Annotated in this window: 22 protein-coding genes and 1 tRNA gene; 11 read left to right on the top strand and 12 right to left on the bottom strand. The window is 62.4% G+C overall.

The genetic code is table 11. The annotated features are described in order from the left end of the window. The 5 genes from ACX3P1_RS02285 to ACX3P1_RS02265 form a co-directional block, all read right to left on the bottom strand. Positions 1-1268 (bottom strand): cytochrome P450 (locus tag ACX3P1_RS02285; protein ID WP_459077897.1); only part of this gene is annotated, 1268 nt, incomplete at its 3' end. Between the two features lie 343 nt (positions 1269-1611). Next, on the bottom strand, positions 1612-1875 hold the full coding sequence (locus ACX3P1_RS02280) for a hypothetical protein (RefSeq protein ID WP_459077896.1): 264 nt from the start codon (positions 1873-1875) through the stop codon (positions 1612-1614). 29 nt (positions 1876-1904) lie between these two features. Then, positions 1905-2087, bottom strand: coding sequence for a hypothetical protein (locus tag ACX3P1_RS02275; RefSeq protein WP_459077895.1), 183 nt, complete (start codon positions 2085-2087; stop codon positions 1905-1907). Positions 2088-2202: 115 nt separating this feature from the next. After that, on the bottom strand, positions 2203-2718 hold the full coding sequence (locus ACX3P1_RS02270) for a hypothetical protein (RefSeq protein ID WP_459077894.1): 516 nt from the start codon (positions 2716-2718) through the stop codon (positions 2203-2205). A 161-nt stretch (positions 2719-2879) separates the two neighbouring features. After that, positions 2880-2955 (bottom strand) — tRNA-Thr (locus ACX3P1_RS02265). Between the two features lie 330 nt (positions 2956-3285). On the opposite strand from ACX3P1_RS02265, the gene ACX3P1_RS02260 reads away from it, so the two are divergent. Then, positions 3286-4410, top strand: coding sequence for a hypothetical protein (locus ACX3P1_RS02260; protein ID WP_459077893.1), 1125 nt, complete (start codon positions 3286-3288; stop codon positions 4408-4410). A gap of 7 nt (positions 4411-4417) precedes the next feature. Here ACX3P1_RS02260 and ACX3P1_RS02255 read toward each other — a convergent pair whose 3' ends face one another. The 5 genes from ACX3P1_RS02255 to ACX3P1_RS02235 all read right to left on the bottom strand — a co-directional run bounded on the left by ACX3P1_RS02255 (position 4418) and on the right by ACX3P1_RS02235 (position 10740). Further along, entirely contained in the window at positions 4418-6016 is a 1599-nt protein-coding gene (locus ACX3P1_RS02255) for a cisplatin damage response ATP-dependent DNA ligase (RefSeq protein WP_459077892.1), read from the bottom strand. Then, the gene (locus ACX3P1_RS02250) at positions 6016-7026 is read right to left on the bottom strand and encodes a ligase-associated DNA damage response exonuclease (RefSeq protein ID WP_459077891.1); all 1011 of its coding nucleotides are present in this window, start codon (positions 7024-7026) and stop codon (positions 6016-6018) included. Before ACX3P1_RS02250 ends, ACX3P1_RS02255 begins: the two co-directional genes overlap by 1 nt. A 211-nt stretch (positions 7027-7237) precedes the next feature. Beyond that, entirely contained in the window at positions 7238-8800 is a 1563-nt protein-coding gene (gene guaA / locus ACX3P1_RS02245; RefSeq protein WP_459077890.1) for a glutamine-hydrolyzing GMP synthase, read from the bottom strand. 110 nt (positions 8801-8910) lie between these two features. Beyond that, positions 8911-9369: a PaaI family thioesterase gene (locus ACX3P1_RS02240; RefSeq protein ID WP_459077889.1), complete on the bottom strand. Its 459-nt coding sequence runs from the start codon at positions 9367-9369 to the stop codon at positions 8911-8913. An 81-nt stretch (positions 9370-9450) separates the two neighbouring features. Next, positions 9451-10740, bottom strand: a complete 1290-nt coding sequence (locus ACX3P1_RS02235; protein WP_459077888.1) for an RsmB/NOP family class I SAM-dependent RNA methyltransferase — start codon at positions 10738-10740, stop codon at positions 9451-9453. Positions 10741-10916: 176 nt separating this feature from the next. Between ACX3P1_RS02235 and ACX3P1_RS02230 the strand changes: the two genes are divergently transcribed. Continuing rightward, positions 10917-11594, top strand: coding sequence for an MIP/aquaporin family protein (locus tag ACX3P1_RS02230; RefSeq protein WP_459077887.1), 678 nt, complete (start codon positions 10917-10919; stop codon positions 11592-11594). A gap of 50 nt (positions 11595-11644) precedes the next feature. On the opposite strand, the gene ACX3P1_RS02225 is transcribed toward ACX3P1_RS02230, so the two are convergent. Together ACX3P1_RS02225 and ACX3P1_RS02220 are read right to left on the bottom strand one after the other, a co-directional pair. Next, positions 11645-13417, bottom strand: a complete 1773-nt coding sequence (locus ACX3P1_RS02225; protein WP_459077886.1) for an AMP-binding protein — start codon at positions 13415-13417, stop codon at positions 11645-11647. Between the two features lie 97 nt (positions 13418-13514). Next, complete coding sequence (locus tag ACX3P1_RS02220; RefSeq protein WP_459077885.1) at positions 13515-14147, bottom strand: HAD family hydrolase; 633 nt, start codon at positions 14145-14147, stop codon at positions 13515-13517. Positions 14148-14391: 244 nt separating this feature from the next. Here ACX3P1_RS02220 and ACX3P1_RS02215 point away from each other — a divergent pair, with 244 nt between their 5' ends. The 9 genes from ACX3P1_RS02215 (at position 14392) to ACX3P1_RS02175 (ending at position 25384) form a co-directional block, all read left to right on the top strand. Then, on the top strand, positions 14392-15345 hold the full coding sequence (locus ACX3P1_RS02215) for a sugar-binding transcriptional regulator (protein WP_459077884.1): 954 nt from the start codon (positions 14392-14394) through the stop codon (positions 15343-15345). 153 nt (positions 15346-15498) lie between these two features. Next, complete coding sequence (locus ACX3P1_RS02210) at positions 15499-16812, top strand: ABC transporter substrate-binding protein (RefSeq protein ID WP_459077883.1); 1314 nt, start codon at positions 15499-15501, stop codon at positions 16810-16812. A 97-nt stretch (positions 16813-16909) separates the two neighbouring features. Next, the gene (locus ACX3P1_RS02205) at positions 16910-17782 is read left to right on the top strand and encodes a carbohydrate ABC transporter permease (RefSeq protein ID WP_459077882.1); all 873 of its coding nucleotides are present in this window, start codon (positions 16910-16912) and stop codon (positions 17780-17782) included. Between the two features lie 10 nt (positions 17783-17792). Then, on the top strand, positions 17793-18617 hold the full coding sequence (locus tag ACX3P1_RS02200; RefSeq protein ID WP_459077881.1) for a carbohydrate ABC transporter permease: 825 nt from the start codon (positions 17793-17795) through the stop codon (positions 18615-18617). Positions 18618-18647: 30 nt separating this feature from the next. After that, the gene (locus tag ACX3P1_RS02195; RefSeq protein WP_459077880.1) at positions 18648-19646 is read left to right on the top strand and encodes an ABC transporter ATP-binding protein; all 999 of its coding nucleotides are present in this window, start codon (positions 18648-18650) and stop codon (positions 19644-19646) included. 1 nt (position 19647) lies between these two features. Further along, positions 19648-20418 carry an L-iditol 2-dehydrogenase gene (locus ACX3P1_RS02190; protein WP_459077879.1) on the top strand — a complete coding sequence of 257 codons (771 nt, stop codon included), beginning with the start codon at positions 19648-19650 and terminating at the stop codon, positions 20416-20418. 194 nt (positions 20419-20612) lie between these two features. Then, complete coding sequence (locus ACX3P1_RS02185) at positions 20613-22091, top strand: mannitol dehydrogenase family protein (RefSeq protein WP_459077878.1); 1479 nt, start codon at positions 20613-20615, stop codon at positions 22089-22091. A 112-nt stretch (positions 22092-22203) separates the two neighbouring features. Further along, complete coding sequence (locus tag ACX3P1_RS02180; protein WP_459077877.1) at positions 22204-23790, top strand: FGGY-family carbohydrate kinase; 1587 nt, start codon at positions 22204-22206, stop codon at positions 23788-23790. 169 nt (positions 23791-23959) lie between these two features. Further along, positions 23960-25384 carry an MATE family efflux transporter gene (locus ACX3P1_RS02175; protein ID WP_459077876.1) on the top strand — a complete coding sequence of 475 codons (1425 nt, stop codon included), beginning with the start codon at positions 23960-23962 and terminating at the stop codon, positions 25382-25384. The last annotated feature ends 1 nt before the right edge of the window (position 25385 follow it).

The raw sequence follows: 25385 nt of genomic DNA, 5'->3' as shown, positions 1-25385 counted from the left end.
CCATCGCCCATATCCGCATGCTCACCAGACGCCTTGCAAGATATGGATGTAGTTGAAGCCTTTTCGAGTCCGACTCTCAGGAAACGCTCCGGTTCAAAATGGTGAGGGTTGTCAAAAAGGCTTCCAGTGCGATGAAGCAGCCAGGGCACGATCAGGATGATCGACCCAGCTTCTGCAGTAATATGCCCGATCCTGTCGGCCGAGCGTGTCTGTCGGGCTAGAATAGGCACCGGAGGATAAAGCCGAAGCGTTTCCTCGATGACCGCCTTGCACAATTCCAGCCGCGGCACATCGTCGACAGTAGGGACGCGGTCACCGCACACACGCTCGATTTCTTCGTGAACCCCGCTTTCTACCCATTTTGCCTTTGAAAGCAGATACCAGGCCCATGTCAATGTCGCCGCAGTCGTCTCGTGCCCGGCCATGAATATGGTTGCGGCCTCATTGCGCAGTGCAGCTATGTCCAACTTCAATTCGGGGCTGCGTTGCTGGCGGCGAACAAGGAGATCAACCATCGAATGATGGTCGCTGTGCCCCGTAAGGTGATCCTCGACGACCTTGTCGATGATGCGGTGAATGCGCTTGACGGATCGGCGAAGCCGGGGCGTTAGCAGGATCGGCAAACCATCATCGAAGCCCAGGAAATAGCCAAGATTGATCGAGTCCACCAGTGACTGGTAATGGGTGAACCCATCGGTGACGGCAGCAGCACTTTCAGCGCCTAGCCGATTTCCGAAAACGCTGCGTGCAATGATTTCAGCGGTCAATCCGGCCATTTCGTGGAGGGCATTTATGCGGGTTCCGTCCGCGATATGCGTCCAGCGCTCGACCAGATCAAGCGCAGCGCGTTGCATGATCGGCCCGAAGGAAGATACTCGATTCGCATGGACAATATCGGCGACAAGCGCCCGGCGCTGCTTCCAAATTTCACCGTTGGAAATGAACAGCCCATCACCAATGAGGAATTCAAGCGCGCGTCGCATTTGAGGGCTCTTGCGCTGAAAGTTTTCGTGTCGGTTGACTATGATATCGCGGATCATCTCAGGAGAGTTGATTAGGATGATCTGACGCCGCAGCACCCGAATGCTGGAAATATTCTCCGTGAAGTCGCTCGCACGCCAGATCGACAGAAAGTCTTTTCTTGCTTGAAGCAGCAGTCTGAGTAATTTTCCGGGAGGGCCTTTATAATAGTCAGGGCGAGCAGGCTCGAACGCCTGGGCAGACAACTCCTCTTTGATCAAAACAGGCTGTTGCAACCAGTTCAGCATCAAGTCCCCTCCCATGATCGCGAACCAACGCGCCCTGAATTTCCAGAATGCCGATCAAAGAAGAGTCGCAGGGTATTTCACAGACGAAGTAGATGATCGAGTCGTAACAAGCAATATTGGGTTTGCTGAACGGCTCCAGGCAATCACGCCGATGGGCTTATCCGCCAAGGCACGTGCGGCTCGGATCGCTCGCTCATCGGTCGGCTGATCAACGGGACCGAACGCGGGGAATGGTTCTCCATCCTCGCCACGGTTGAATGAGACGACGACGATCAGCTTCGGGTGCTTGGTCTGGGGAAGGACGTTGTCCGATATGCTATTAGCCGTCTCCCCTTGAACCTCTTTATCTTTTCCGAAGTCGAAACGCGACCGACCCAATGGCTGCGCCGACAAGAAACGCCGGTATCCACCGGTACCACTCGAACAGCATCAGCCCCCAGGCGCTGGAAAAATTCGGCGGCGTCACCTGAAAAATCAGAAGGAAGAAGACTGCGATAAGCGTCAGCAGGCCACCAATGGTGACGCCCCTATTTGGGCCATAGAGGAGCGTTAGGAGCAATCCGATCAGCCCCGGTGCGATGACAACTGAAAATAGAAGGTAATTCATTCGCAACCCTCCCTAGAGATACCCAATCCCTACGCGTTGCCTTCCGGCTCCACGTCCTCAAACCTGCCTATCGCCCCCAACACCGCTTTCGCTTCGGCAAGGTAGCTCATCCACATAGGCCGGCCGTTCATCAGCACATTCTCGGGGTGGCCGTAGAACGTGCACAGCGCCCGCGCCGCTTTCTCCCAATCGGTCTGTGGGTTCTTTGGCATCCCAAGCTCCTCCCAAGAGCTACTCCGGTCCGCCTTTATCAAGGATCGATAGCGCCTCGGTCAACAGCTTCATGGCCTTCCCGATCCTCCCAGACTTCATGTCAAGCAATGCTCATCAGTGGCGGGAGTCTTCGTATGCTGTCAGCCCTTCCTTTGTCAGGAGGTAATACCCCACCCGGTCGGGAAACTTCTCCCGCGGTCGAGTTTCGATATACCCCCGCGCCTCAAGCCGATCTTGCGTATCAGGGCCGATTTTCACTTGGCGAGAGCCAACCAGCGCTCCGACACCGAATTTCGATAGCGCTTCCAGGGTCGCAGTCTCTCGTTTATTCAGTGGCTTCTTCGCAACATCGGCTTTGAAGTCGTCATACTCCCAAAGGTATCCGCCCGATAAAATCTTGCGGGAATTCGGGTCCATTTTTGCTATAGCGGCAGCGAAATCATCCCGCTCGGCATTCCGGCGCTCGAATGCCTCGATCTCCTGATCCAACCCGCCATCGGTGACTGGGGTCGAAGACGGAGAAATTGTTGCAGAGCCGTCCGCATCAAGCCGCACCGAAACGCCATGTTCTTTAGCAATCTTCGCGGCGGCGCGGAGTTGAGATTGGGTAAAAGCTTGGCGACGAGTCATGGTCTTCGGATTTTCACTCCCAAACCATACGCGCCTTCGCGCCGGCAGGGTGAGGCGTCAAGGATGCAGGCGAGCAGAAAAAGAAAGGGCGATCAAGGCAGGGATAGCATTCCCGGCGTTTCTAGTAAGTATTTGATTTTACTACGTTCTATTGGATGGAATGGTGCCGCTTAGGTGACTCGAACACCTGACCCCGTCATTACGAATGACGTGCTCTACCAACTGAGCTAAAGCGGCGCCTGGAAGCTGCTGCCTCCAAGTTGCGGTGGGTGATAGACGGAAGCCCGCGGAAATTCAAGATGGGTTATCGTCAATTCATGCACGGCGTGCGCAGGTGGCTCACTTCCGGGTTTGGCGGTCAGGTGCGGGGTCGCGAACAAATCCGCGGAGCCTCGGGCATTTTGGGGCACCGGGTCGCTTCCTTTCGGGCCTGAATGCGCCGGTGAGCGAACGAAACAAGGGGACGCACGCGCCTGTCGCGAAACGAATGCGCCGTTAGGGCGTTGATTGACTGGCCGCCTGCGTTTAACGATCATGCCAACGCGGACGACGCCCGGAGGAACTTTCTTGGACCCGATCGAAAAAGCGATCCGGAATGCCTTCGAAAAGGGAAATGCCGACGATCGCGCCTTTCGTGAAAAGGTCTATCGGTCGGCTTTCGCGGCGCTGGATCGGGCGCTGCAGGCCAATCCGGGGACGACCGTCGAGATTGCGATCAAACGCCGCAAGTCGATGCAGGCGAAGATTGCCGAAATCGAATCGGAATATTTGCCGGCCGTGGCCGGGGTCGCGCCGGAAATAACCGTCGGCCGACAGGCTCCGGCGGTCGAAGCGCCGTCGGTGAGCGTCGGGCCGGAACCGACCGTGGACAAGCCTGTCTCCGACCGGGATCCGGCGTTGGAAGCCGGTCGCACGGCTTCGCTCGACATTCCCGCTACGGGCTCGCTGCCGGTGCCCGACATCTCGCTGGAGCCTATCCTTGCAGGTTCCACGGCGTCGGAAGCCGGCGGCAATGGCGGCGTCGAAGTCATGCCCGACAGGGACGAGCGCCGCGCCGCGCGCCGCCGCCTGCCCTCTTTCGGCCTGCTTTTCGGCCTCGCATTGCTTGCCATACTCGGCGCGGGCCTGTGGTGGGCCTTGCAGTCCGGCGCCTTGAAGATGCCGGTGCAGCCGGGCTCCTCGCCCTCGGCGGCCGAAGGCGAACAGCCGGCAGCACCGGGCGTTCCGCTCAAGCCCGGCCAGGCGGACGAGGCGCGCGAATGGATTACGGTCTTTTCGCCAAGCGACCCCACGCTGGTCAGCGCACCGGCCGACGCCGGGGCCGAAGTCATGAAGGACGATACCGGGTCGTTCCTACGCATCCGCTCGGGCGCCTCCGGATCGGCAATCAGCTTCGACGTCGGCCAAGGCATTCTGGAAAGCCTGGCCGGCAAGCACGCCGTCTTCGACATTCTGGCTCGTGCCGAGGAAGGCAAGGAAACGCAGATGTCGGTCGACTGCAATTTCGGTGATATGGGCGATTGCGGGCGCAAGCGATACGTGGTCGGCAACGAGCGCAACGAATATCTGTTCGACGTGCAGTTCCCCGACAAGCATCCCGGAGCCGCCGGTACCATCGCCGTCAATTCCGATTTCGGCGGGGGTGGCAAATCGGTGGACATTTACCAGATCCGCGTCTCTATCGCTGAATAACAGCAGCTCAATTATCGAGCAGCGCCTTGAGCGTCTCGATACGGTCGGCCTCGGCTGCCGGCTTGTCCCAGCGCAACCGCGAGATGCGCGGAAAGCGCATTGCGACGCCCGATTTATGGCGGGTGGAGCGGGCAAGCCCCTCGAACGCCACTTCCAGAACCAGCCCATTGTCGCGGTCGGCGCGCACCGAGCGCACCGGGCCGAAGCGCTCGATCGTGTTGTCACGGACATATTTGTCGATCTGTTTCAGTTCCTCGTCGGTGAAGCCGAAATAGGCTTTTCCCACCGGCACCAGTTCTTGCGCGCCTTCCGGCCCCGACCAGACGCCGAATGTGTAATCAGAATAGAAGCTCGAGCGCTTGCCATGCCCGCGCTGCGCATACATCAGCACGGCATCCACCGTGTGCGGGTCGCGTTTCCATTTGAACCACGGGCCCTTCGGCCGCCCTGTGAGATAGGGCGAATCCCAGCGTTTCAGCATCACGCCCTCGATGATCGGATGCGGCGGCGCGCTGCGCAGTTTTTCGAGATCATGCCAATCCTCGAAAGCCACAAAGGGCGACAGGTCGAAGCGGGCCGGATCGAGCGTTTTCACGAAAGCGTCGAGACGGCTGCGCCTTTCGCGAAACGGAAGACCGCGCAAATCCTCGTCGCCCTCTTGCAGCAAATCGTAGCAACGCATGAAGGCCGGATATTGCTGCATGATCTTTGGCGAGACCGCCTTGCGGTTCAGCCGCTGTTGCAGGTCAGAAAAGGTGCCGGTGCTTGACGGCCTGCCGACCAGCAATTCGCCGTCGAGCGTCGCGGAAAAATCCATCGCGTCCGCAAGGTCGGGAAAAGCACCAGATACATCGTCGCCGGTACGCGAATAAAGCCGCCGCACGCCGCCTTCGGCCACAGCCTGTACGCGGATGCCGTCCCATTTCCACTCCGCCGCATAATCGGCAGGATCGAGTTTTTCGAGGTCGTTGTCCCCGACCGGATTGGAAAGCATGACCGGGCGAAACAGCGCCTTGGCCGTCCTTTCCGGCTTGTCCGCTTTGCCCTCCAGCCATGCGAAAAGCTCGGCGTAGGGCGCTGCCAACCCGTGCCACAGTTCCTCGACCTCGGCGACATCGATGGGCCCGAGATTGGCGACCGCCTGCTTGGCAAGCCTGGCCGAAACGCCGATGCGCAAGCCGCCGGTGACCAGCTTGATGATGGCATAACGCGCGTCGATATCCGCGCTGTCGAGCAGCCCGGCCAGCACTTTCGGCCCGTCGGAGCGGCTTGCCGCCTGTAGCTTTTCCACGACTTCGGCCAGCGTCGGTGCGTGGTTCGGAATGGCGGACGGCGATGGCGGCCACACCAGCGACACGGTTTCGGCGAGGTCGCCGACATAGTCGTAGGAGTAGCCGAACAGCACCGGGTCCATGCGCTCGGTCACCAGCGCGCGCAGCATGGCCGGCTTGACCGCGGCGATTTTCAAGTCGCCGGTAATCGCCGCCAGCGCCAGCCCGCGATCCGGGTCTTCCGTGGCGCGAAAATAATCGGTGAGCAAGGTAAGCTTGCCGTTGCGCGACGGCGTCAGCACCAGCCGGTCGAGGAGTTCGGCGAAGCGGTTCATCAATCCCCCTCGTCTTCATAGCCGACGAGGTGCAGCGGCTTTGCCTCGATGCCTTGCAGTTCGCACCAACGCACCAGCGCTTCCTCGCGGCCATGCGTAACCCAGACTTCGCCGGCTCCAGTCTCGCGGATCGTCAGGAGCAACTCGTCCCAGTCGGCGTGGTCGGAAATGATCAGCGGCAGTTCGACGCCGCGCTGGCGGGCGCGCTGGCGAATGCGCATCCAGCCCGAGGCGAAGCACGAAACTGGGTCGGGAAAGCGCCGCGCCCAGCGGTCGGCAAAGGCTGACGGCGGACCGATGACGATGGCCCCGGCGAAATCGCCCTTGCCGCCGTTTTCCACCGTGGCCGGCTCCAGCCGGCCCAGGTCGATGCCCTGCCCCTGATAATAGTCGCTGAGCCTTGCCAGCGCGCCGTGGATATAGATCGGCCCGTCATAGCCGGCATCGCGCAACAGCCGCATGACACGCTGTGCCTTGCCCAGCGCATAAGCGCCGACCAGATGTGCCCGCTCGGGAAATTGTTCCGTCGATTTGAGCAGGGTCGCGATTTCGTGCGTGTCGGGCGGATGCCGAAACACCGGCAGGCCGAACGTCGCCTCGGTGATGAACACGTCGCAGGGCACCACCTCGAACGGCTGACAGGTTGGGTCCAGCCTGCGCTTGTAGTCGCCGGAAGCGACGATGCGCATGCCCTGATGCTCGACCGCGATCTGCGCCGAACCCAGCACGTGCCCGGCCGGATGAAAACTGACGCTGACACCTCCCAGCGCGATCGTCTCGCCCATCGAGGCGGCCTGCGTCGCTTCCGCAAAGCCGTCGCCATAGCGCAGCGCCATGATGTCCAGCGTCTCGCGTGTCGCCAGCACCGAGCGGTGGCCGGCGCGGGCATGGTCGGAATGGCCATGCGTGATCAGCGCACGGTCGACGGGCCGGACCGGATCGATGAAAAAATCGCCGGGTGGGCAATAAAGGCCTTCAGGGCGGGGATGAAGCAGGTCGCTGGCGCGCATGCTGCAAAGATAGGGTTTTATCGCTGGAGGGAAAGCCGGTGTTCCAATACTCCTGCCACACATTCAAGAGGCACAATCAGACCAAGGCCCGTCAGCAGGCCGTCACGTCCGAACTCGACCTACCAGTAAACGCCGATCACTCCCGACATATTTATATCAATGCCTTAGGTCGCGCACTGGCGTTCTGTTGCGACGTCCGGATGGGCAGAAATCATTCCCACTCGATGGTGCCGGGGGGTTTGCTTGTCACGTCGTAGACGACGCGGTTGATGCCCTTTACCTCGTTGATGATGCGGGTGGCGGCGCGGCCGAGGAAGGCCATGTCGTAGGGATAGAAATCCGCCGTCATGCCGTCGACCGAAGTGACGGCGCGCAGCGCGCAGACAAATTCGTAGGTGCGCCCATCGCCCATGACGCCCACCGTCTGCACCGGCAAAAGCACCGCGAAGGCCTGCCAGATGGCATCATAGAGGCCGGCCTTGCGTATTTCGTCGAGATAGACGGCATCGGCCTCGCGCAGGATTTCCAGCTTTTCGCGGGTGATGCCGCCGGGGCAGCGGATCGCCAGGCCGGGGCCGGGGAAAGGATGACGGCCGATGAAACTTTCGGGCAGGCCGAGTTGCTTGCCAAGCACCCGGACCTCGTCCTTGAACAGTTCGCGCAGCGGCTCGACCAGTTGCATGTTCATCCGGTCGGGCAGGCCGCCGACATTGTGATGCGACTTGATCGTCGACGAGGTCGCACCGGTAAACGACACGCTTTCGATGACATCGGGATAGAGCGTTCCTTGCGCCAGGAATTCGGCGCCGCCCAGTTTTTCGGCCTCTTCCTCGAACACCTCGATGAACAGCCGGCCGATGGTCTTGCGTTTTGTTTCCGGGTCGCTCTCGCCTTCCAGCGCGCCGATGAAGCGGTCCGCCGCATCGACCAGGATCAGCGGCAGATTGTAATGCTGGCGGAACATGGCGACGACGTCGGCCGCCTCGTTCTTGCGCATCAGGCCGTGGTCGACGAGGATGCAGGTCAGCTGGTCGCCAACCGCTTCATGGATCAAAAGGGCGGCCACGGAAGAATCGACGCCGCCTGAAAGCGCGCAGATGACCTTGCCCTTGCCGACCTGCTTGCGGATCGCCTCGACAGCCTGTTCACGATAGGCGGCCATGGTCCAGCCGGAACGCAAGCCGGCGATGTTGTGGACGAAATTGTGCAACAGCTTGGCGCCGTCGGGCGTGTGCACCACTTCCGGATGGAACTGGACGGCGTAGAATTTTCGCGCCTCGTCGGCGATGGCCGCATAAGGCGCGCCGGTCGAGGTGCCGACCACCTTGAAGCCGCTCGGCAGGGCGGTGACGCGGTCGCCATGGCTCATCCAGACCTGATGCCGCGTGCCTTTTGCCCAGATGCCGTCGAACAGGGCGCAATCGTCTTCGATCTCGAGAAAGGCGCGCCCGAATTCGCGCTCGTGCCCGGCTTCCACCTTGCCGCCCAGTTGGGCGCACATCGTCTGCTCGCCATAGCAGATGCCAAGCACGGGGATGCCGGCCTTGAATATAGCTTCCGGGGCACGCGGGCTGCCGATGTCGACGGTGGAATGCGGGCTGCCCGACAGGATAACGGCCTTGGGCTTGACCCGGTCAAAGGCTTCTTGCGCCGACTGGAACGGCACGACCTCGCTGTAGACGCCGGCTTCGCGGACGCGCCTGGCGATCAGTTGCGTGACCTGGCTGCCGAAGTCGATGATAAGAACGGTGTCGGAGTGATTGGCTGTCTTCATGGCGGGCGTTTAGAGAAGAAGTTGAGTCGGCGCAATGGGTTTGGCGTGGCCCGAACGTCGCACAAGACGCCTTATGCGTATCAACAGCAGATTTCGTCCGGTGAAGCCGGTCAGCCGTCGATATCATCGCGGCCCACCACCGTCATCATCGTGCCGGTCATGGTGGCGATGAGGCGCGCCTCGCCATCGGCGGCGATGGCATAGGCCTGCCCGTCGGCAACCAGGATGGTGCGGCCGGGCTTGGTAACGGAGCCGCGAAACAGGAAGCGTTCGCCTCTGCCGGGAGCCAGCAGATTGACCTTGAACTCGATGGTCAGAACGCCAGCATCTTCCGGCATCAGCGAAAAGGCGGCGTAACCGCAGGCCGAATCCAGCGCCGTGGAGATGACGCCGGCGTGCAGGAAACCGTGCTGCTGGGTCAGCGCCGGCGAATAGGGCATCTCGATTTCTATGATGCCGGGCGTCACCAGCGTCAATTCGGCCCCGATGGTCGTCATGACCTGCTGACGTGCGAAGGAGGCGCGAACGCGCTCCTCGTAATCCGGGGCCGGTACGATCTTTGCCGCCATAGCCTTATCCTCGCTGCTGCGATAGCCGGCTTATCGCAGAGGTCGCCACGGCAGGCAATCGCAAATGCTGCGATGCAGCATTCAACCGGATCGGCGCATGGCGCAGAAATAGAAGCCATCGGTGCCGCTGCGGGCCGGCGACAGCGAAATTCCGCCGCTCGTATCAAGCCGTGCCGCAGCCTCATGGCCTGGGAAATGGGCGCGCCACAGCGCGTCATGATCGACCGGCCCGAATTCGGGAGCACGGTCCTGGAAAGCGGCGGTCTGAGCGGCGTTTTCGTCATCGAACACCGAGCAGGTAATGTAGACGAGCAGCCCGCCGGGTTTCACGAAAGCCTTCGCCGCATCGAGGATCGCCGCCTGTTCGGCCTTGCGCGCGTCGAGCTGCCTTTGCGTCAGCCGCCATTTGGCATCGGGTCGCCTACGCCATGTGCCGCTGCCGGTGCAGGGCGCATCGACGAGGACGATGTCCATGCGCTCCGTCAGCGGGGCAAGCTCGGACGGCTTGGTGACGACCTGCACGTTGCGGTTTTCCGAGCGGCGCATGCGCTCGAAGATCGGCGCGAGGCGCACCTTCTCGGAATCATGGGCAAATACCTGGCCGTGATTGTCCATCGCGGCCGAAAGCGCCAGCGTCTTGCCGCCGGCCCCGGCGCAATAGTCGAGAACCTGCATGCCGGCCTTTGCGCCCGACAGTTCGGCAACCAGTTGCGAACCCTCGTCCTGGACCTCGAACCAGCCCTTCTGGAAAGCCGGCTCCGCCTGTACGTTCGGATGGCGGCCGTCTGCCTCAATGGGTGCGATGCGGATGCCATGCGGCGCGATGGCGCTGGCGCTGGCACCCGTCTGCGCCAGTTCGGCCAGCACTTTTTCCCGGTCGGCTCGTAGCGTGTTGACGCGAATGTCCAGCGGCGGACGCGCGGCAAGGGCCGCCCCCTCCTCCACCCAATCCGCGCCAAAAGCCTGCTCGAACAGCGGCACGCACCAGTCGGGAATATCGGCGCGGATTTCCGGTGGCGCGTCGTCGAGCTGCCGGCTTTCGATTGCCTTCAATTCGGCATCGTCAAGCGGCGGCGGCGCGAATTTGTCGCCCTCAAGGGCTGCATTCAGGGATGCCGCCGTGCGGCCTCCTTCCAGCAAAAGCGCGCCGAACGCGAAAGCGCGCGGCGTCTCCTCGCCGACCAGCCAGCCGGCCGAACGCCTGCGCCGCAGCGCGTCATAGACGATGTTGCCGATGGCGGCGCGGTCGCCGCCGCCGGCGAAGCGATGCGACAGGCCCCAATCCTTGAGCGCGTCCGCCACCGGCCGGTGCCGCCGGCCGATGTCTTCCAGCACTTCGATGGCTGCCGCCAGCCTTCCGCCAAGTCGCATGTTGTTTGCCGCCGTTTGTCGATTTCGGTTCTGCTGTAAAGCGCGCGGCCCGCATGCACAAGCGAGCGGGTCCGCACAATAGCCGCGCTTCCCAATGTCACGCGCGAGGCCTAATCTTTCGCGGTGATTCGAAGGTGGGACCCGGACGGATCCATTCCCATACCAGGAGAGGGTACATGAAGCTATTTTTTGCCGAATTGCTCGGCACGTTCTTGCTTGTTTTCATCGGTACTGCCGCAATCGTCACGGGCGGCATGGGCGATGCCTTGCCGCTTGGCAGTATCGGCATCGGTCTTGCTTTCGGCATGGGCCTGGTCGCGGCCGCCTATGCCATCGGCCCGATTTCGGGCGCGCATCTCAATCCGGCGGTGACGCTGGGCTTCTTCCTCGCCGGCCGGCTGCCCGCAAGGGACGTCATAACCTACTGGATCGCGCAGGTGGTGGGCGCCATTCTTGCCAGCATCGCTTTGTGGGCCATCGTTGCCGGCAAGGTCGGCGATCCGGTCACGAACCTCGGTGCAACGACATGGGACCCGACGAAATGGGGGATCTCGGCGATCTTCCTGATCGAGGTGATCGCCACCTTCACCTTTGTCCTCGTCATCCTGGCTTCGACCAGCGCCAAGCACATGACCCCGCTTGCCGGCCTGATCATCGGCCTGACGCTGGCGGTGCTGCACTTCGGCTTCATTCCGATTTCCGGCAATTCGCTCAACCCGGCACGGTCTATCGGACCGGCGCTGTTTTCGGGCAGCGTGGCGATCGGCCAGTTGTGGCTCTACATCGTAGCCCCGCTGATCGGCGGCGCCATTGCCGGCGTCGTCGCCAAGTGCGGCGTGTTCGAAAAGGACTGATCGGGCCTTCCAGATCCAACGAAAAAGGCCCTCACGGGGCCTTTTTTGCTTCAGGCCGTTTTCGCAACCTTCAAGCCGAGTTCCTCGATCATGGCGTCGCGCATGATGAATTTCTGCGGCTTGCCGGTCACCGTCATCGGCAGGCTGTCCTTGAAGCGGATGTAGAGCGGTATCTTGTAGTGGGCGATCTGGCCCTTGCAGTAGGCTTTTATTTCATCTTCCGTTGCGCTCTGGCCGGGGGCCAGCACGATCCAGGCGGCAAGCGCCTCGCCCAGCTTATCGTCGGGCACGCCGAATACCTGCACTTCCTTGACCTTGGGATGGCGGTACAAAAACTCCTCCACCTCGCGCGGATAGACGTTCTCACCGCCGCGGATGACCATGTCCTTCACGCGCCCGACAATGTTGCAGTAGCCTTCGGCATCGAGGGTCGCGAAATCGCCGGTATGCATCCAGCCGTCCTCGTCTATGGCCTCACGGGTCTTTTCCTCGTCCTGCCAGTAGCCCTTCATCACCGAATAGCCGCGCGTGCACAATTCGCCCGGTTCGCCTACGGCCACGGTGACGCCGCCCATGCCGACGATCTTGACTTCGACATGGGGCTGGATGCGCCCGACGGTCGAGACGCGCTTTTCGAGCGGGTCATCGACATTGCTCTGGAACGACACCGGACTGGTTTCCGTCATGCCGTAGGCGATGGTCACTTCGCTCATATGCATCAGCGACACGACCTTCTTCATCACCTCGATCGGACAAGGCGAGCCGGCCATGATGCCGGTGCGCAGGCTGGTCAGATCGAACGACGCGAAATCGGGGTGGTCGAGCATGCCCACGAGCATGGTCGGCACGCCGTAAAGGCCGGTGCAGCGTTCGTCGGCGACGGCCTTCAGCACCGCGCCGGGGTCGAACCCCTCGCCCGGAAACACCATGGTCGCGCCCTTGGTGACGCAGCCCATGGAGCCCATCGACATGCCGAAACAGTGGTAGAACGGCACCGGGATGCAAAGCCGGTCTTCGGCGGTCAGCTTTATCGCCGAGGTGACGAAATTGCCGTTGTTGACGATGTTGCGGTGCGTCAGGGTAGCCCCTTTGGGCGCGCCGGTGGTGCCGGACGTGAACTGGATGTTGATGGAGTCGTCGGGCTTCAACTCCTCCGATATGGCATCCAGCCGCTCGTATTCGTCGAGACCGCCCATGGCCAGCACATCGCCGAAATTGACCATGCCGGCGGTAATGTCCTCGCCCATGCGTACGACAATGCGCAGGGCCGGCAATGCCGCCGCTTCGAGCTTGCCCGGCTCGGTGGCGCCAAGTTCCGGCGCCAGCGTCTGCAGCATGCCGATATAGTCGGAGGACTTGAACGCGGCAGCCGTGACCAGCGCCTTGCAGCCGACCTTGTTCAACGCATATTTCAGCTCGGTCAGCCGGTAGGCCGGATTGATGTTGACGAGAATCAGCCCGATCCGCGCAGTGGCGAACTGCGTGACCAGCCATTCCCAGCGGTTCGGCGCCCATATGCCGATACGCTCGCCCTTTTCCAGTCCCAGCGAAAGCAGGCCCGCGGCAAACGCATCCACCGTTTCCGACAGTTCGTTCCAGGTGAACCGCTTTTCCTGGCCGGCGAAAACAGCAGCCTCGCGCTCGCCATAAGCCCGGACGGTCTCGGCAAACAGCTCGGGAATGGTCTTGTCCAGCAGCGGCACCGTCCGCTCGCCGGAGACGTGCGCGATGCCGTCCAAAGGCGCAACGAATGTCCCGCTACCGTCTGGACCGCCCTCATGCCGACGGCTCGCGTTCATCAGGACATCGAGATTGATCGCCATCGCCGTCACCTCCATTGGAGGCAAAAGCCTATCAGCCTGCGGGCGCAGTGAAAACCGCTACGTATGGGCGGTCTCCGGGGTCGGCCCAGGGCACGGCCTAAAGGCCGAGTTCGGCCCGCAATTCGGCGACGCTGGTCAAATTGACCGCGCCGTTCGGCCCTTCCATGGGCTTTTCGGGCCAAAAAATAGTCTTCATGCCGGCTGCCAGGCCGGACGAAGCGCCGGTCCAGCTGTCGTCGATCGCCACCGCTTCCGAAGGGTCGACGCCAGCCAGCCACGCGGCGCGCAAGAAGGGTTCGGGATGCGGCTTGCCCTCGCGCACATCGTTGCGGCTGACCGTTTTCATGCCGGGAAAAGCGAGACCTACGGCGTGAAGATTGGCATCGACGATCAGCCGGTCCGAGTTGGAAACGACCGCCTGAGCCACGCCGCGCTTGCGAAGTTCCTCGAATATCTCGATGGCGCCGGGGCGTGGCTTCAGCTGATCAACCAGCGGCATATAGTGGTCGTATTTGCGCACGATCCACTCGTCGAACGGCAGCGTGAGGCCGTGCTCGTCGCGCAACATCTCATAGACCGGCCAGGCGGAGACGCCAAGCACGCGGTCATGCAGATCGTCCGGCGGGTTGATGCCGGCGCTGCGCAGCGCCGCCACCAGCGCGGCCTCGTGCAAGGGCTCGCTGTCGGTCAGCGTTCCATCCATGTCCCAGAACACCGCTTTGGGTATCATTGCTCAATCCTCGCTTTTCCAGCGCCCGCCAGACTCGTCCGGAACGCTCTACCATTTCGACCGGGCATTGAAACGCCCGGTCGTGCGAAATCCGCTTGCCTGCCCAACGCTCACAGGCTTTATCAGCCTCGAGTGCCCTTTCCTGAGCCAAGCCATCTTTCAGACAATGAATAATTGACACACTTAACGAGCAATTGCTCTTAAAAAGAAATCCTGCGAAGATGCGGCACGGAGGAAAGCCGGAATGAACGCCCAGCCCGAAAACAGCAGGCTCGATGACGCGGCGCGCGCCGGTTGGCTCTATTACGTTGCAGGCCATACCCAGGACCAGATTGCCGCCGCCCTCGGCATTTCGCGCCAGACGGCGCAGCGGCTGGTATCGCTGGCCATGTCGGAGGGCCTGATCAAGGTCCGGGTCGATCATCCGATCGCCAATTGCCTGGAACTCGCCACACGCCTCAAGTCGCGCTTTGCGCTCGACCTGGTGGATGTCGCACCCAGCGCGCCGGGCTCCTCCTCCATCACGATCGGCATTGCCGAGGTCGCGGCCAGCCAGATAGAGCGATGGCTGCGCTCGCCCAAGCCCATCGTCATGGGCATTGGCACCGGGCGCACGCTCAAGGCGGCGATCGGGCAGCTGCCGCCGATGGAATGCCCGCAGCACAAGATCGTTTCGCTGACCGGCAATATCGCGCCAGACGGCTCCGCCGCCTTCTACAACGTCATCTTCACCATGGCGGACCGGATCAAGGCGCGTTCGTTCCCGATGCCGCTGCCTGTCATCGCGTCATCGCGCGACGAGCGCGAGATGCTGCTCAGCCAGCCGATGATCCAGCCGACGCTGGCGCTGGCCGCACAGGCGGACGTCACCTTCGTCGGCATAGGCGACCTCGGCCCCAAGGCGCCGCTCTATGAAGACGGCTTCATCACCGAGAGCGAACTGAAGGCGTTGCAAAAGGCCGGCGGCGTCGGCGAGATCGTCGGCTGGGTGTACGACCGCGAAGGCCGGCTGATCGATGGCGTCACCAATGATCGCGTTGCCTCCGCGCCGCTGCCGTCACGCGAAAAATCGCTGGTCGTAGCGCTCGCCATGGGCGACCTGAAACTGCCGGGCATTCTTGCGGCCGTGAACCGGCGGCTGGTCAACGGCCTGATCACCGACGAACGAACCGCCGCGGCCCTTCTCGCCGAAGGCTGATTGCCGGCGATAGTCGTCCCTCTGCCGAAAAGGTCATCGGATGCGCGGAGGCGAGTGCAATGCAACAACGAATCCGACTTGACATGCTCAATCGACAGTGAATAATTGCTCATCACCAAGGCAATTGCTCATTCTTGGTTTTGGGAGGAATTCATGAAACTGCGCACGCTCATCCTGGGCCTGTGTTCGGCAAGCGCATTCGCGTTCGCCGCACATGCCGAATCCATCACCATCGCTACCGTCAACAATGGCGACATGGTCCGCATGCAGAAGCTGACGGACGATTTCACCGCCAAGAATCCCGACATCCAGTTGCAGTGGGTTACGCTCGAAGAGAACGTGCTGCGCGAACGCGTCACCACCGACATCGCCACCAAGGGTGGCCAGTATGACGTGGTGACGATCGGCAATTACGAAGTTCCGATCTGGGCCAAGCAGGGCTGGCTGCTCGCGCTCGACAATCTGGGTAGCGACTACGATGTGGACGATATCCTGCCGTCCATTCGTGGCGGCCTGTCGGTCGATGGCAAGCTCTATGCGGCTCCGTTCTACGGCGAATCCGCCATGATCATGTACCGCACCGACCTGCTCGAAAAGGCCGGGTTGAAAATGCCGGAAAAGCCGACCTGGGAATTCATCGGCGACGCGGCTCGCAAGATGACCGACCGCGCCAATGGCATCAACGGCATCTGCCTGCGCGGCAAGGCCGGCTGGGGCGAGAACATGGCCTTCCTGACGGCCATGGACAATTCCTTCGGTGGAAGCTGGTTCGACGAGAAGTGGCAGCCGCAATTCGACCAGCCGGAATGGAAGAGCACGCTCGACACCTACGTCACGCTGATGAAGGACGCCGGGCCGGAAGGCGCTTCCTCCAACGGCTTCAACGAGAATTTGACGCTGTTCCAGCAAGGCAAGTGCGGCATGTGGATCGACGCCACGGTGGCGGCTTCCTTCGTGTCGGACCCGAAGAACTCCACCGTCGCCGACAAGGTCGGCTTCGCGATCTTCCCGAACAAGGAAGGCGTCGACAATCACGGCAACTGGCTGTGGTCGTGGAACCTGGCGATCCCGGCATCCACGAAAAAGGCCGAAGCGGCGGAAAAGTTCGTGTCGTGGGCGACCAGCAAGGGCTACACCGAACTCGTCGCCTCCAAGGAAGGCTGGTCCTCGGCCCCTCCCGGAACCCGCACCTCGCTCTATAAAAACCCCGAATATCAGAAGGCCGCTGCCTTCGCCGGCCCGACACTTGCCGCGATGGATGCCGCCGACATCACCAAGCCAAGCGTGAAGCCGGTTCCCTATACGGGCGGGCAGTTCGTGGCGATCCCCGAATTCCAGGGACTCGGCACCACGGTTGGCCAGATCTTCTCGGCAGCCCTGGCAGGCCAGTCGAGCGTCGACGACGCCCTGGCGGCGGCGCAGGCGGCGGCGGTGCGCGAAATGACCCGCGCCAAATACATCAAATAAGGCCACCTCCCGGTGCCTTGGCCGTCCGGGTTCCCATCCGGGCGGCCACTTTCCCAATCGATGAAAACCTCAATCTGTTCGATGCAGGGTGATCGCCATGGCTACTCGGCAGACCGGTACGCTCGCGCGCTTCATGATGGCGCCTTCGGTCATTCTCCTCCTGATCTGGATGGTCGTGCCGCTGGCGATGACGCTGTGGTTCTCCTTCCAGAACTATAATCTGCTCGATCCGACCCAGACCGGCTTTGCCGGGCTGTTCAACTACCGGTTCTTCTACAGCGACCCGGCCTTCTTCCAGTCGATCTGGAACACGCTGGTCATCGTGGTGGGCGTGCTGCTCATCACCGTCATCGGCGGCATCGCGCTGGCGCTGCTGATCGACCAGCCGATCTTCGGCCAGGGCATCGTTCGCATCCTGGTCATCTCGCCCTTCTTCGTCATGCCGCCGGTGGCGGCACTGGTGTGGAAGAACATGATCATGCATCCGCAATACGGCGTGTTCGCCGATGTTGCGCACTTCTTCGGCCTGCAGCCGATCGACTGGTTCGGCCAGCACCCGCTCCTGTCCATCGTCATCATCGTTGCCTGGCAATGGCTGCCTTTCGCAACGCTGATCCTTTTGACCGCGCTGCAATCGCTGGACGGCGAACAGAAGGAAGCAGCCGAAATGGACGGCGCCGGCTTCGTCAGCCGCTTCATCCATCTGACGCTGCCGCATATGGCGCGCGCCATCACCGTCGTCATCCTGATCCAGACGATCTTCCTGCTCAGCGTCTATGCCGAAATCCTCGTCACCACCAATGGCGGCCCCGGCTATGCCTCGACCAATCTGCCGTTCCTGATCTACCGCACCGCGCTGCTCGGCTACGACGTGGGTGGAGCATCGGCCGGCGGCATCATCGCGGTTGTTCTGGCCAATGTCGTCGCGCTGTTCCTGATGCGCGCCGTCGGCAAGAACCTCGACAAATAGGAGAGACCAGATGGCACGCGCAGTCTCGACACAGGCCAAGATCGGCTGGACCATCGCGGCATGGGCGGTTGCCCTGCTGATCTTCTTTCCGATCCTCTACACGATCATCACCAGCTTCAAATCGGAGACGGAGGCGATCGCCGGCTTCAGCCTGATCCCGTCGGGAACGCTGGAGAGCTATTCCGAGGTGCAGTCGCAATACAACTACTTCAAGCCGTTCATGAATTCGGTGATCATTTCGGTCGGCTCGACGCTGCTTGCGCTGGCCGTCGCCATACCGGCGGCGTGGTCGATGGCTTTCTCGCCGACCAGGCACACCAAGGACATCCTGATGTGGATGCTGTCCACCAAGATGATGCCGGCCGTAGCCGTCCTGGTGCCGATGTATCTGATCTTTCGCGACTGGAACCTGCTCGACAGCCGCATCGGCCTGACCATCATGCTGATGCTGATCAATTTGCCGATCGTGGTGTGGATGCTCTACACTTATTTCCGCGAAATTCCGGGCGAAATCCTGGAGGCTGCGCGCATGGATGGCGCGTCGCTGTGGGGCGAGATCGTCTATGTGCTGACGCCGATGGCGGTGCCCGGCATCGCCTCGACACTGCTTCTCAACATCATCCTGGCGTGGAACGAATCCTTCTGGACGATCCGGCTGACGACGACGGAAGCAGCACCTCTCACCGCCTTCATCACTTCCTTCTCCAGTCCGCAGGGCCTGTTCTGGGCCAAGCTTTCGGCGGCCTCGACGCTGGCCATCGCGCCGATCCTGATCATGGGCTGGTTCAGCCAGAAGCAACTGGTCCGCGGCCTGACCTTCGGCGCCGTAAAGTAACGATCCGATTAGCCCTTTGGGGAGGAAATCATGGGAAACATCACGCTCAAGAACGTGTCCAAGTCGTTCGGGTCGACCGTCATCATCCCCGGCCTTGATCTGGTCATCGAGAATGGCGAGTTCGTCGTCTTCGTCGGCCCGTCCGGCTGCGGCAAGTCTACACTGCTGCGGCTGATCGCAGGCCTTGAGGACACCAGCGGCGGCACCATCAACATCGATGGCCGCGACGTTACCGGCGAGGCTCCGGCCAAGCGCAAGCTGGCCATGGTGTTCCAGTCCTACGCGCTCTATCCGCATATGAGCGTCGCCAAGAACATCGCCTTCCCGCTGAAGATGGCCGGCGAAAGCCAGGCGACGATCGACAAGAAGGTGGCGGACGCGGCACGCGTCTTGAACCTGACCAACTATCTCGAACGCCGGCCAGGCCAGCTTTCCGGCGGCCAGCGCCAGCGTGTCGCCATCGGACGAGCCATCGTGCGCAACCCCAGCGCCTTCCTGTTCGACGAGCCGCTCTCCAACCTCGATGCAGCATTGCGCGGCACCATGCGGCTGGAGATTTCCGAACTGCACCAACAGCTCAAGACGACCATGGTCTATGTCACCCACGACCAGGTCGAGGCGATGACCATGGCCGACAAGATCGTCGTCTTGAACGCCGGCAATATCGAGCAGGTCGGCTCGCCGATGGAGCTCTATAAGACGCCCGCCAATCTATTCGTCGCCGGCTTCATCGGCTCGCCGAAGATGAACCTGATCGAGGGCGCGCCAGCCGCCAAACATGGCGCCAAGACCATCGGCATACGGCCCGAGCATCTGAAAATCTCGACCACTGCCGGCGAATGGAAAGCCAAGGTCGGCGTTGCCGAACATCTCGGCTCCGACACTTTCCTCCATGTCCAGACGGACGACGTCGGTCCGCTGACGGTACGCGCCGACGGCGAGATGGCGGCCCATCACGGCGATATCATCTATCTGACGCCGGACCAGACCAAGCTGCACCGCTTCGGTGCGGACGGGAAGGCGATCTGACATGCGGCTGGCAGGCAAATCGGCGCTGATAACAGGCTCGGCGCGCGGCATCGGCCGGGCCTTTGCCGAAGCCTATCTTCGCGAGGGTGCGACCGTCGCCATTGCCGACATCAATCTGGAAGCGGCCCAAAAGACCGCCGCCGAACTGGGCGAGAAGGCGTATGCCGTAAAGCTCGACGTTACCGACCTCGCCTCTATCGAAGCCGCGGTCAAGGCTGTGGAGGAGCGGACCGGCGGGCTGGATATCGTGATCAACAATGCCGCGCTGTTCGATGCCGCCCCCATCGTCGAAATCTCGAAGGCCAGCTACGACAAGCTGTTTGCGGTCAATGTCGCCGGCACGCTGTTCATGATGCAGATGGCCGCGCGCTCCATGATCGCGCGGGGCAAGGGCGGCAAGATCATCAATATGGCGAGCCAGGCCGGGCGGCGCGGCGAACCGCTGGTTGCCGTCTATTGCGCCACCAAGGCGGCCGTCATCTCGCTGACCCAATCGGCGGGGCTCGACCTCATAAAACACCGCATCAACGTCAACGCCATCGCGCCGGGCGTGGTCGACGGCGAGCACTGGGACGGCGTCGACGCACTGTTTGCAAAGTACGAAAACCGCCCGCGTGGCGAGAAGAAGAAACTCGTCGGCGATAGCGTCCCCTATGGCCGCATGGGCCAGGCCGAGGACCTCACCGGGATGGCGGTGTTCCTCGCCAGCGCGGAGGCCGAATACATCGTCGCCCAGACCTACAATGTCGACGGCGGCCAATGGATGAGCTGATGGGGATGAGCTGAATTTCCTTCTCCCCTTGTGGGAGAAGGTGGCCGAGCGGAGCGAGGTCGGATGAGGGGTGTTCCAGCCTGGCGCTCCGTCCGTCACCCCTCATCCGTCTCGACGCTGCGCGCCGATCCACCTTCTCCCACAAGGGGCGAAGGGGTCGGAGATGCCGCGCGAAACGAGAAAGCGTTGCTGAAATGACCGTAAAACTCTCTTCTTCCAGTCTGGCGAACCTCCCCGCCACCGTCGCCCAGCCCCGCTACGACCGGTCGGCGCTACGGGCCGGCATCGTGCATTTCGGCGTCGGCAATTTCCACCGCGCCCATCAGGCGGTTTATCTGGACGATCTGTTCAATTCCGGCACGGGCCATGACTGGGCGCTGGTCGGCGCGGGTGTCTTCGACGGCGAAAAGATCGGCCGTGGAAAGCTTGAGGAACAGGACTGGCTGACCACCGTGGTCGAGCAGGACGAGGGCCATATGAGCGCCCGCGTCACCGGCGCGATGATCGATTTTCTGACGCCCGGCGATGCCGCCGCCATCATCGAGCGGCTGGCCGATCCGGCCATAAAAATCGTATCGCTGACCATCACCGAGGGCGGTTATTTCATCGATCCGGCCTCCGGCCAGTTCAATCCGACGCATCCGGACATCGTGAGCGACGCCCGCAACCCGGCCGCGCCGAAAACGGTGTTCGGCATCATCCTGGCCGGGCTGACGCGCCGCCGCGCCGATGGCATCGTGCCGTTCACAGTCATGTCTTGCGACAACATCCCCCATAATGGCCATGTCACCTTCGACGGCGTCGTCGGGCTGGCCCGCCTGATCGACGAGGATCTGGCGGGCTGGGTCGGCGAGCATGTCGCCTTCCCCAACTCCATGGTCGACCGCATCACGCCCGCCACCACCGAGCGCGAGCGCAAAATTCTGGCGGACGAATTCGGTGTTGAGGACAATTGGCCGGTATTTTGCGAACCGTTCCGGCAGTGGGTGCTGGAAGACAAGTTCACCGATGGCCGCCCGCCGCTGGAAAAGGTCGGCGTCCAGTTCGTGCCCGATGTCGCGCCCTACGAGTTGATGAAGATCCGTATCCTCAATGGCGGCCATGCGGCGATCGCCTATCCGGCTGGCCTGATGGATATCCATTTCGTCCATGAGGCAATGCAGGAACCACTGGTGCGCGGCTTCCTCGACAAGCTCGAGCATGACGAGATCATCCCGACAGTGCCGCCCGTCCCCGACACCAGCCTCGAAGACTATTACCAGCTCATCGACAAGCGCTTTTCCAATCCGAAGATTGGCGACACGGTGCGCCGGCTTTGCCTCGACGGCTCCAACCGCCAGCCGAAATTCATCATCCCGACCATCGCCGACCGGTTGAAGGCAGGCAAGAGCATTGCCGGCCTGGCGCTGGAATCCGCGCTGTGGTGCCGCTACTGCTTCGGCACCACCGATTCAGGCGCGGTCATCGAGCCGAACGACCCAAGCTGGGATAGGCTGCAAGCGACCGCGAAAGCGGCCAAGGACGCGCCCGCCGCGTGGCTGGCCATGGAAGACATCTATGGCGATGTCGGCCGCTCGGAAGCTTTCACGGTAGCGTTTGCACATGCGCTCGACGAATTGTGGGCAAAGGGCGCGCGCGAGACCCTGACGCGCTATCTGGCCGGCACGCTCTGATCGGGAACTTCCTTTCGGAGCGCGCCGGTCGACCAAGCGGCTTGCGCCGATGCAACGGCCCTTATAGTCTCGCCAGTTGCTGCACTTCAGCCTGAAACGAGAGAAATGCGCCTTGATTAGCGGATTCGTCTGCGCAGTCGATGTCGGGACAGGGAGCGCCCGCGCAGGCATTCTGGATGCACAGGGAACGCTGCTTGGCCGGGCTGAACAGCCGATCCTCATGAACCGCCCCAAGACGGACCACGCCGAGCACGATTCGCAGGATATATGGGCGGCCGTCTGCGCTGCGGTGCGCATGGCTCGTGAAAAAGCCGGCATCGAGCCGGACGCGGTCGTCGGCATTGCCTTCGACGCGACCTGCTCGCTGGTCATGCGAGGCCGCGACGGGGGCCAGCTCAGCGTCTCGACTGGCGGCGATCCGCGCTGGGACACCATAGCCTGGCTCGATCATCGCGCCATCGCGGAAGCCGACGAGTGCACCCATAGCGGCCATGCGGTGCTTGATTCCATCGGCGGCGTCATGTCGCCGGAAATGCAGACGCCGAAACTGATGTGGCTGAAGCGCAAGCTGCCCGATAGCTGGGCAAAGGCCGGGTATTTCTTCGACCTCACCGATTTTCTCGGCTGGAAGGCGACCGGATCGCTGGCGCGGTCGCAATGCACGCTAACCGCCAAATGGACATATCTGGCGCATGAGGAGCAAAGCTGGCGGCGCGATTTTTTCGCTTGCGTCGGCCTTTCCGGCCTGTTCGAGCGCAGCGCCCTGCCGCAGAAGGCCAGCCCGGTCGGAGCCGATCTTGGGCCGCTTCTGCCGGAGGCCGCAGCGGCATTAGGCCTGACCGAAAAGTGTCGTGTCGGCGCGGGCGTCATCGACGCCTATGCCGGAGCGCTCGGCGTGTTGGCCGGCTTTGCCGGCGACGCCGAAAACATCGGGCGGCATCTGGCGCTGATTGCCGGAACCTCAAGCTGCGTCATGGCGATGTCACCGGAGCCGCAGCCCTTCGCCGGGGTATGGGGGCCGTATTACGGCGCGGCGCTGCCGGGCCTGTGGCTTTCGGAAGGCGGTCAGTCCGTCACCGGCGCGCTGCTCGACCACGTCATCCGCTGGCATGGCGCCGGCGGCGAACCGGATGCGGCTGCCCATGCAAGGATCGGCACGCGGATCATGAAACTGCGCGCCGAAGAAGGGCTCGACCTTGCCGGACGCCTGCATGTGCTGCCCGACTTCCATGGCAACCGCTCGCCGCTGGCCGACCCGCATGCCGTCGGCGTCGTCAGCGGCCTGACGCTGGACGCGTCCTTCGACAGCCTGTGTCGACTTTACTGGCGAACGGCGGTGTCTATTGCGCTCGGCGTGCGCCATGTGCTGGAAGCGCTGAACGAGAACGGCTATCTGATCGATACGCTCCATGTCACCGGTGGCCATACACGGAACCCGTTGCTGATGGAGCTTTATGCCGACGCCACCGGCTGCACCGTCGTCGAGCCTGTGGTGGACGATGCCGTGTTGATCGGCTCCGGCATGATCGCCGCCACGGCCGCCGGCCTTTATCCGGACCTCAACGCTGCCGGCCTGGCCATGCAGCAGGAAACGAAGACGCGCCGGCCCAATCCTTCCGCCGCCAGACGCTTCGACCGCGACTATCGCATATTCCTGGAAATGCACCGGCAAAGACAGGCGCTGGACGCGCTCGTTTAGAGCGTTTCATAGCCCCCGTCCTCTGGCTCAATCGCTGCCGGCCGGCCATGTCTTGCCAAAATGTCGCGGTTCAGTCAAAAGCAATCTCTTAGCGCTGCGGAACCGAAGGTTTTGCCGTTTGAACTGCGGCTTCCGGCTTTGCGCCGACGTGCCGTCTGAAAGTTGCGAAATGTCTATGACCAGAGCCGGCGCGCCAGCGGCGGCAAACCTGTGGCGTTCGGAAATCAGGGCGACGCTGGCGCTGTCCTGGCCGATGGTGCTGACCAATCTTGCCCAGACGGCCATGACCGTGACCGACGTGATGATCCTCGGCCGCGTCAGCGCCGGCACGCTCGCCGCCGGCGCGTTGGGCAGCAATCTCTATTTCGCGCCGATGATATTCGGCCTCGGCCTCATGCTGGCCACCGTGCCGATGATGGCGCGCGAGATCGGGCGCAACCGGCATTCGGTGCGCGACCTGCGCCGGACGGTGCGCCAGGGGCTATGGGCGGCGGTATTCATCGCCATTCCGATCTGGTTCCTGCTGTGGCATGGCGAGGCCATCCTGCTGGCCATGGGCCAGGAACCTCAGCTTGCGGCCGATGCGGGCGCCTATCTGCGCGCGCTGGAGTGGGGCCTCCTGCCTTTCTACTTCTACATCGTGCTGCGCTCCTTCATCACCACGCTTGAGCGTCCTGGCTGGGCAACGCTCGTCGCCTTCGTCGCGGTGGGCGTCAACCTGGTTGGAAACTGGGCGCTTGTCTTCGGCCATTTCGGCTTTCCGCGCATGGGCATCGTCGGTTCGGGCATCGCGACCAGCATCGCCAGCCTGACCATGTTTTTGGGCATGGCTCTGGTCGTGACGCTGGATCGCCGTTTCCGGCGCTACCGCCTGTTCGGCCGCTTCTGGCGGGCGGACTGGCCGCGTTTCAGGCAGTTGATGCGGCTTGGCCTGCCCATTGCCGCGATGATGGCGTTCGAAACCACCCTGTTCAATGCGGCTGCGTTCCTGATGGGCATCATCGGGGCGGCGTCGCTGGCCGCCTATGCCATCGTGATCCAGCTTTGCTCGATCTCCTTCATGGTGCCGCTCGGCGTCAACCAGGCCGCAACGGTACGCGTCGGCTTGGCCTACGGCGCCGGCGATCCGGCCGGCGTCACCCGCGCCGGCTGGGTCGGCTACGGCGTCGGCGTCGGGTTCATGGCGCTGGCCGCGCTGGTCATGATTTCGGTGCCGCATTTGCTCATCAGCATGTTCATCGATGTCGACAACGTCGCCAACGCCGAAGTCGTCGCGATCTCGGCCACTTTCCTGGTTTTCGCAGCCTTGTTCCAGATCGTCGACGGCGCGCAGGCGGTGGGTGCCGGCATGCTGCGCGGCCTGCATGACACCAGCGTGCCGATGATGATTGCCGCGTTCGGTTATTGGGGCGTCGGCATGCCGCTCGGCACCGTGCTGGCCTTCCATTTCGGCTTTGCCGGCGTCGGCATCTGGATCGGCCTGTCGGCTGGGCTGGCCGTGGTCGCCGTGCTTTTGCTGCTGCGCTGGCTGCGCCGCGGCCGGCTGCCGATGCTGACCTACCGGTCGACCGCCCTGCCGGACGGCCAAGCCTGAG

Source organism: Mesorhizobium sp. A623 (assembly GCF_054489405.1).
This window is presented reverse-complemented; position numbering and strand designations above follow the sequence as displayed.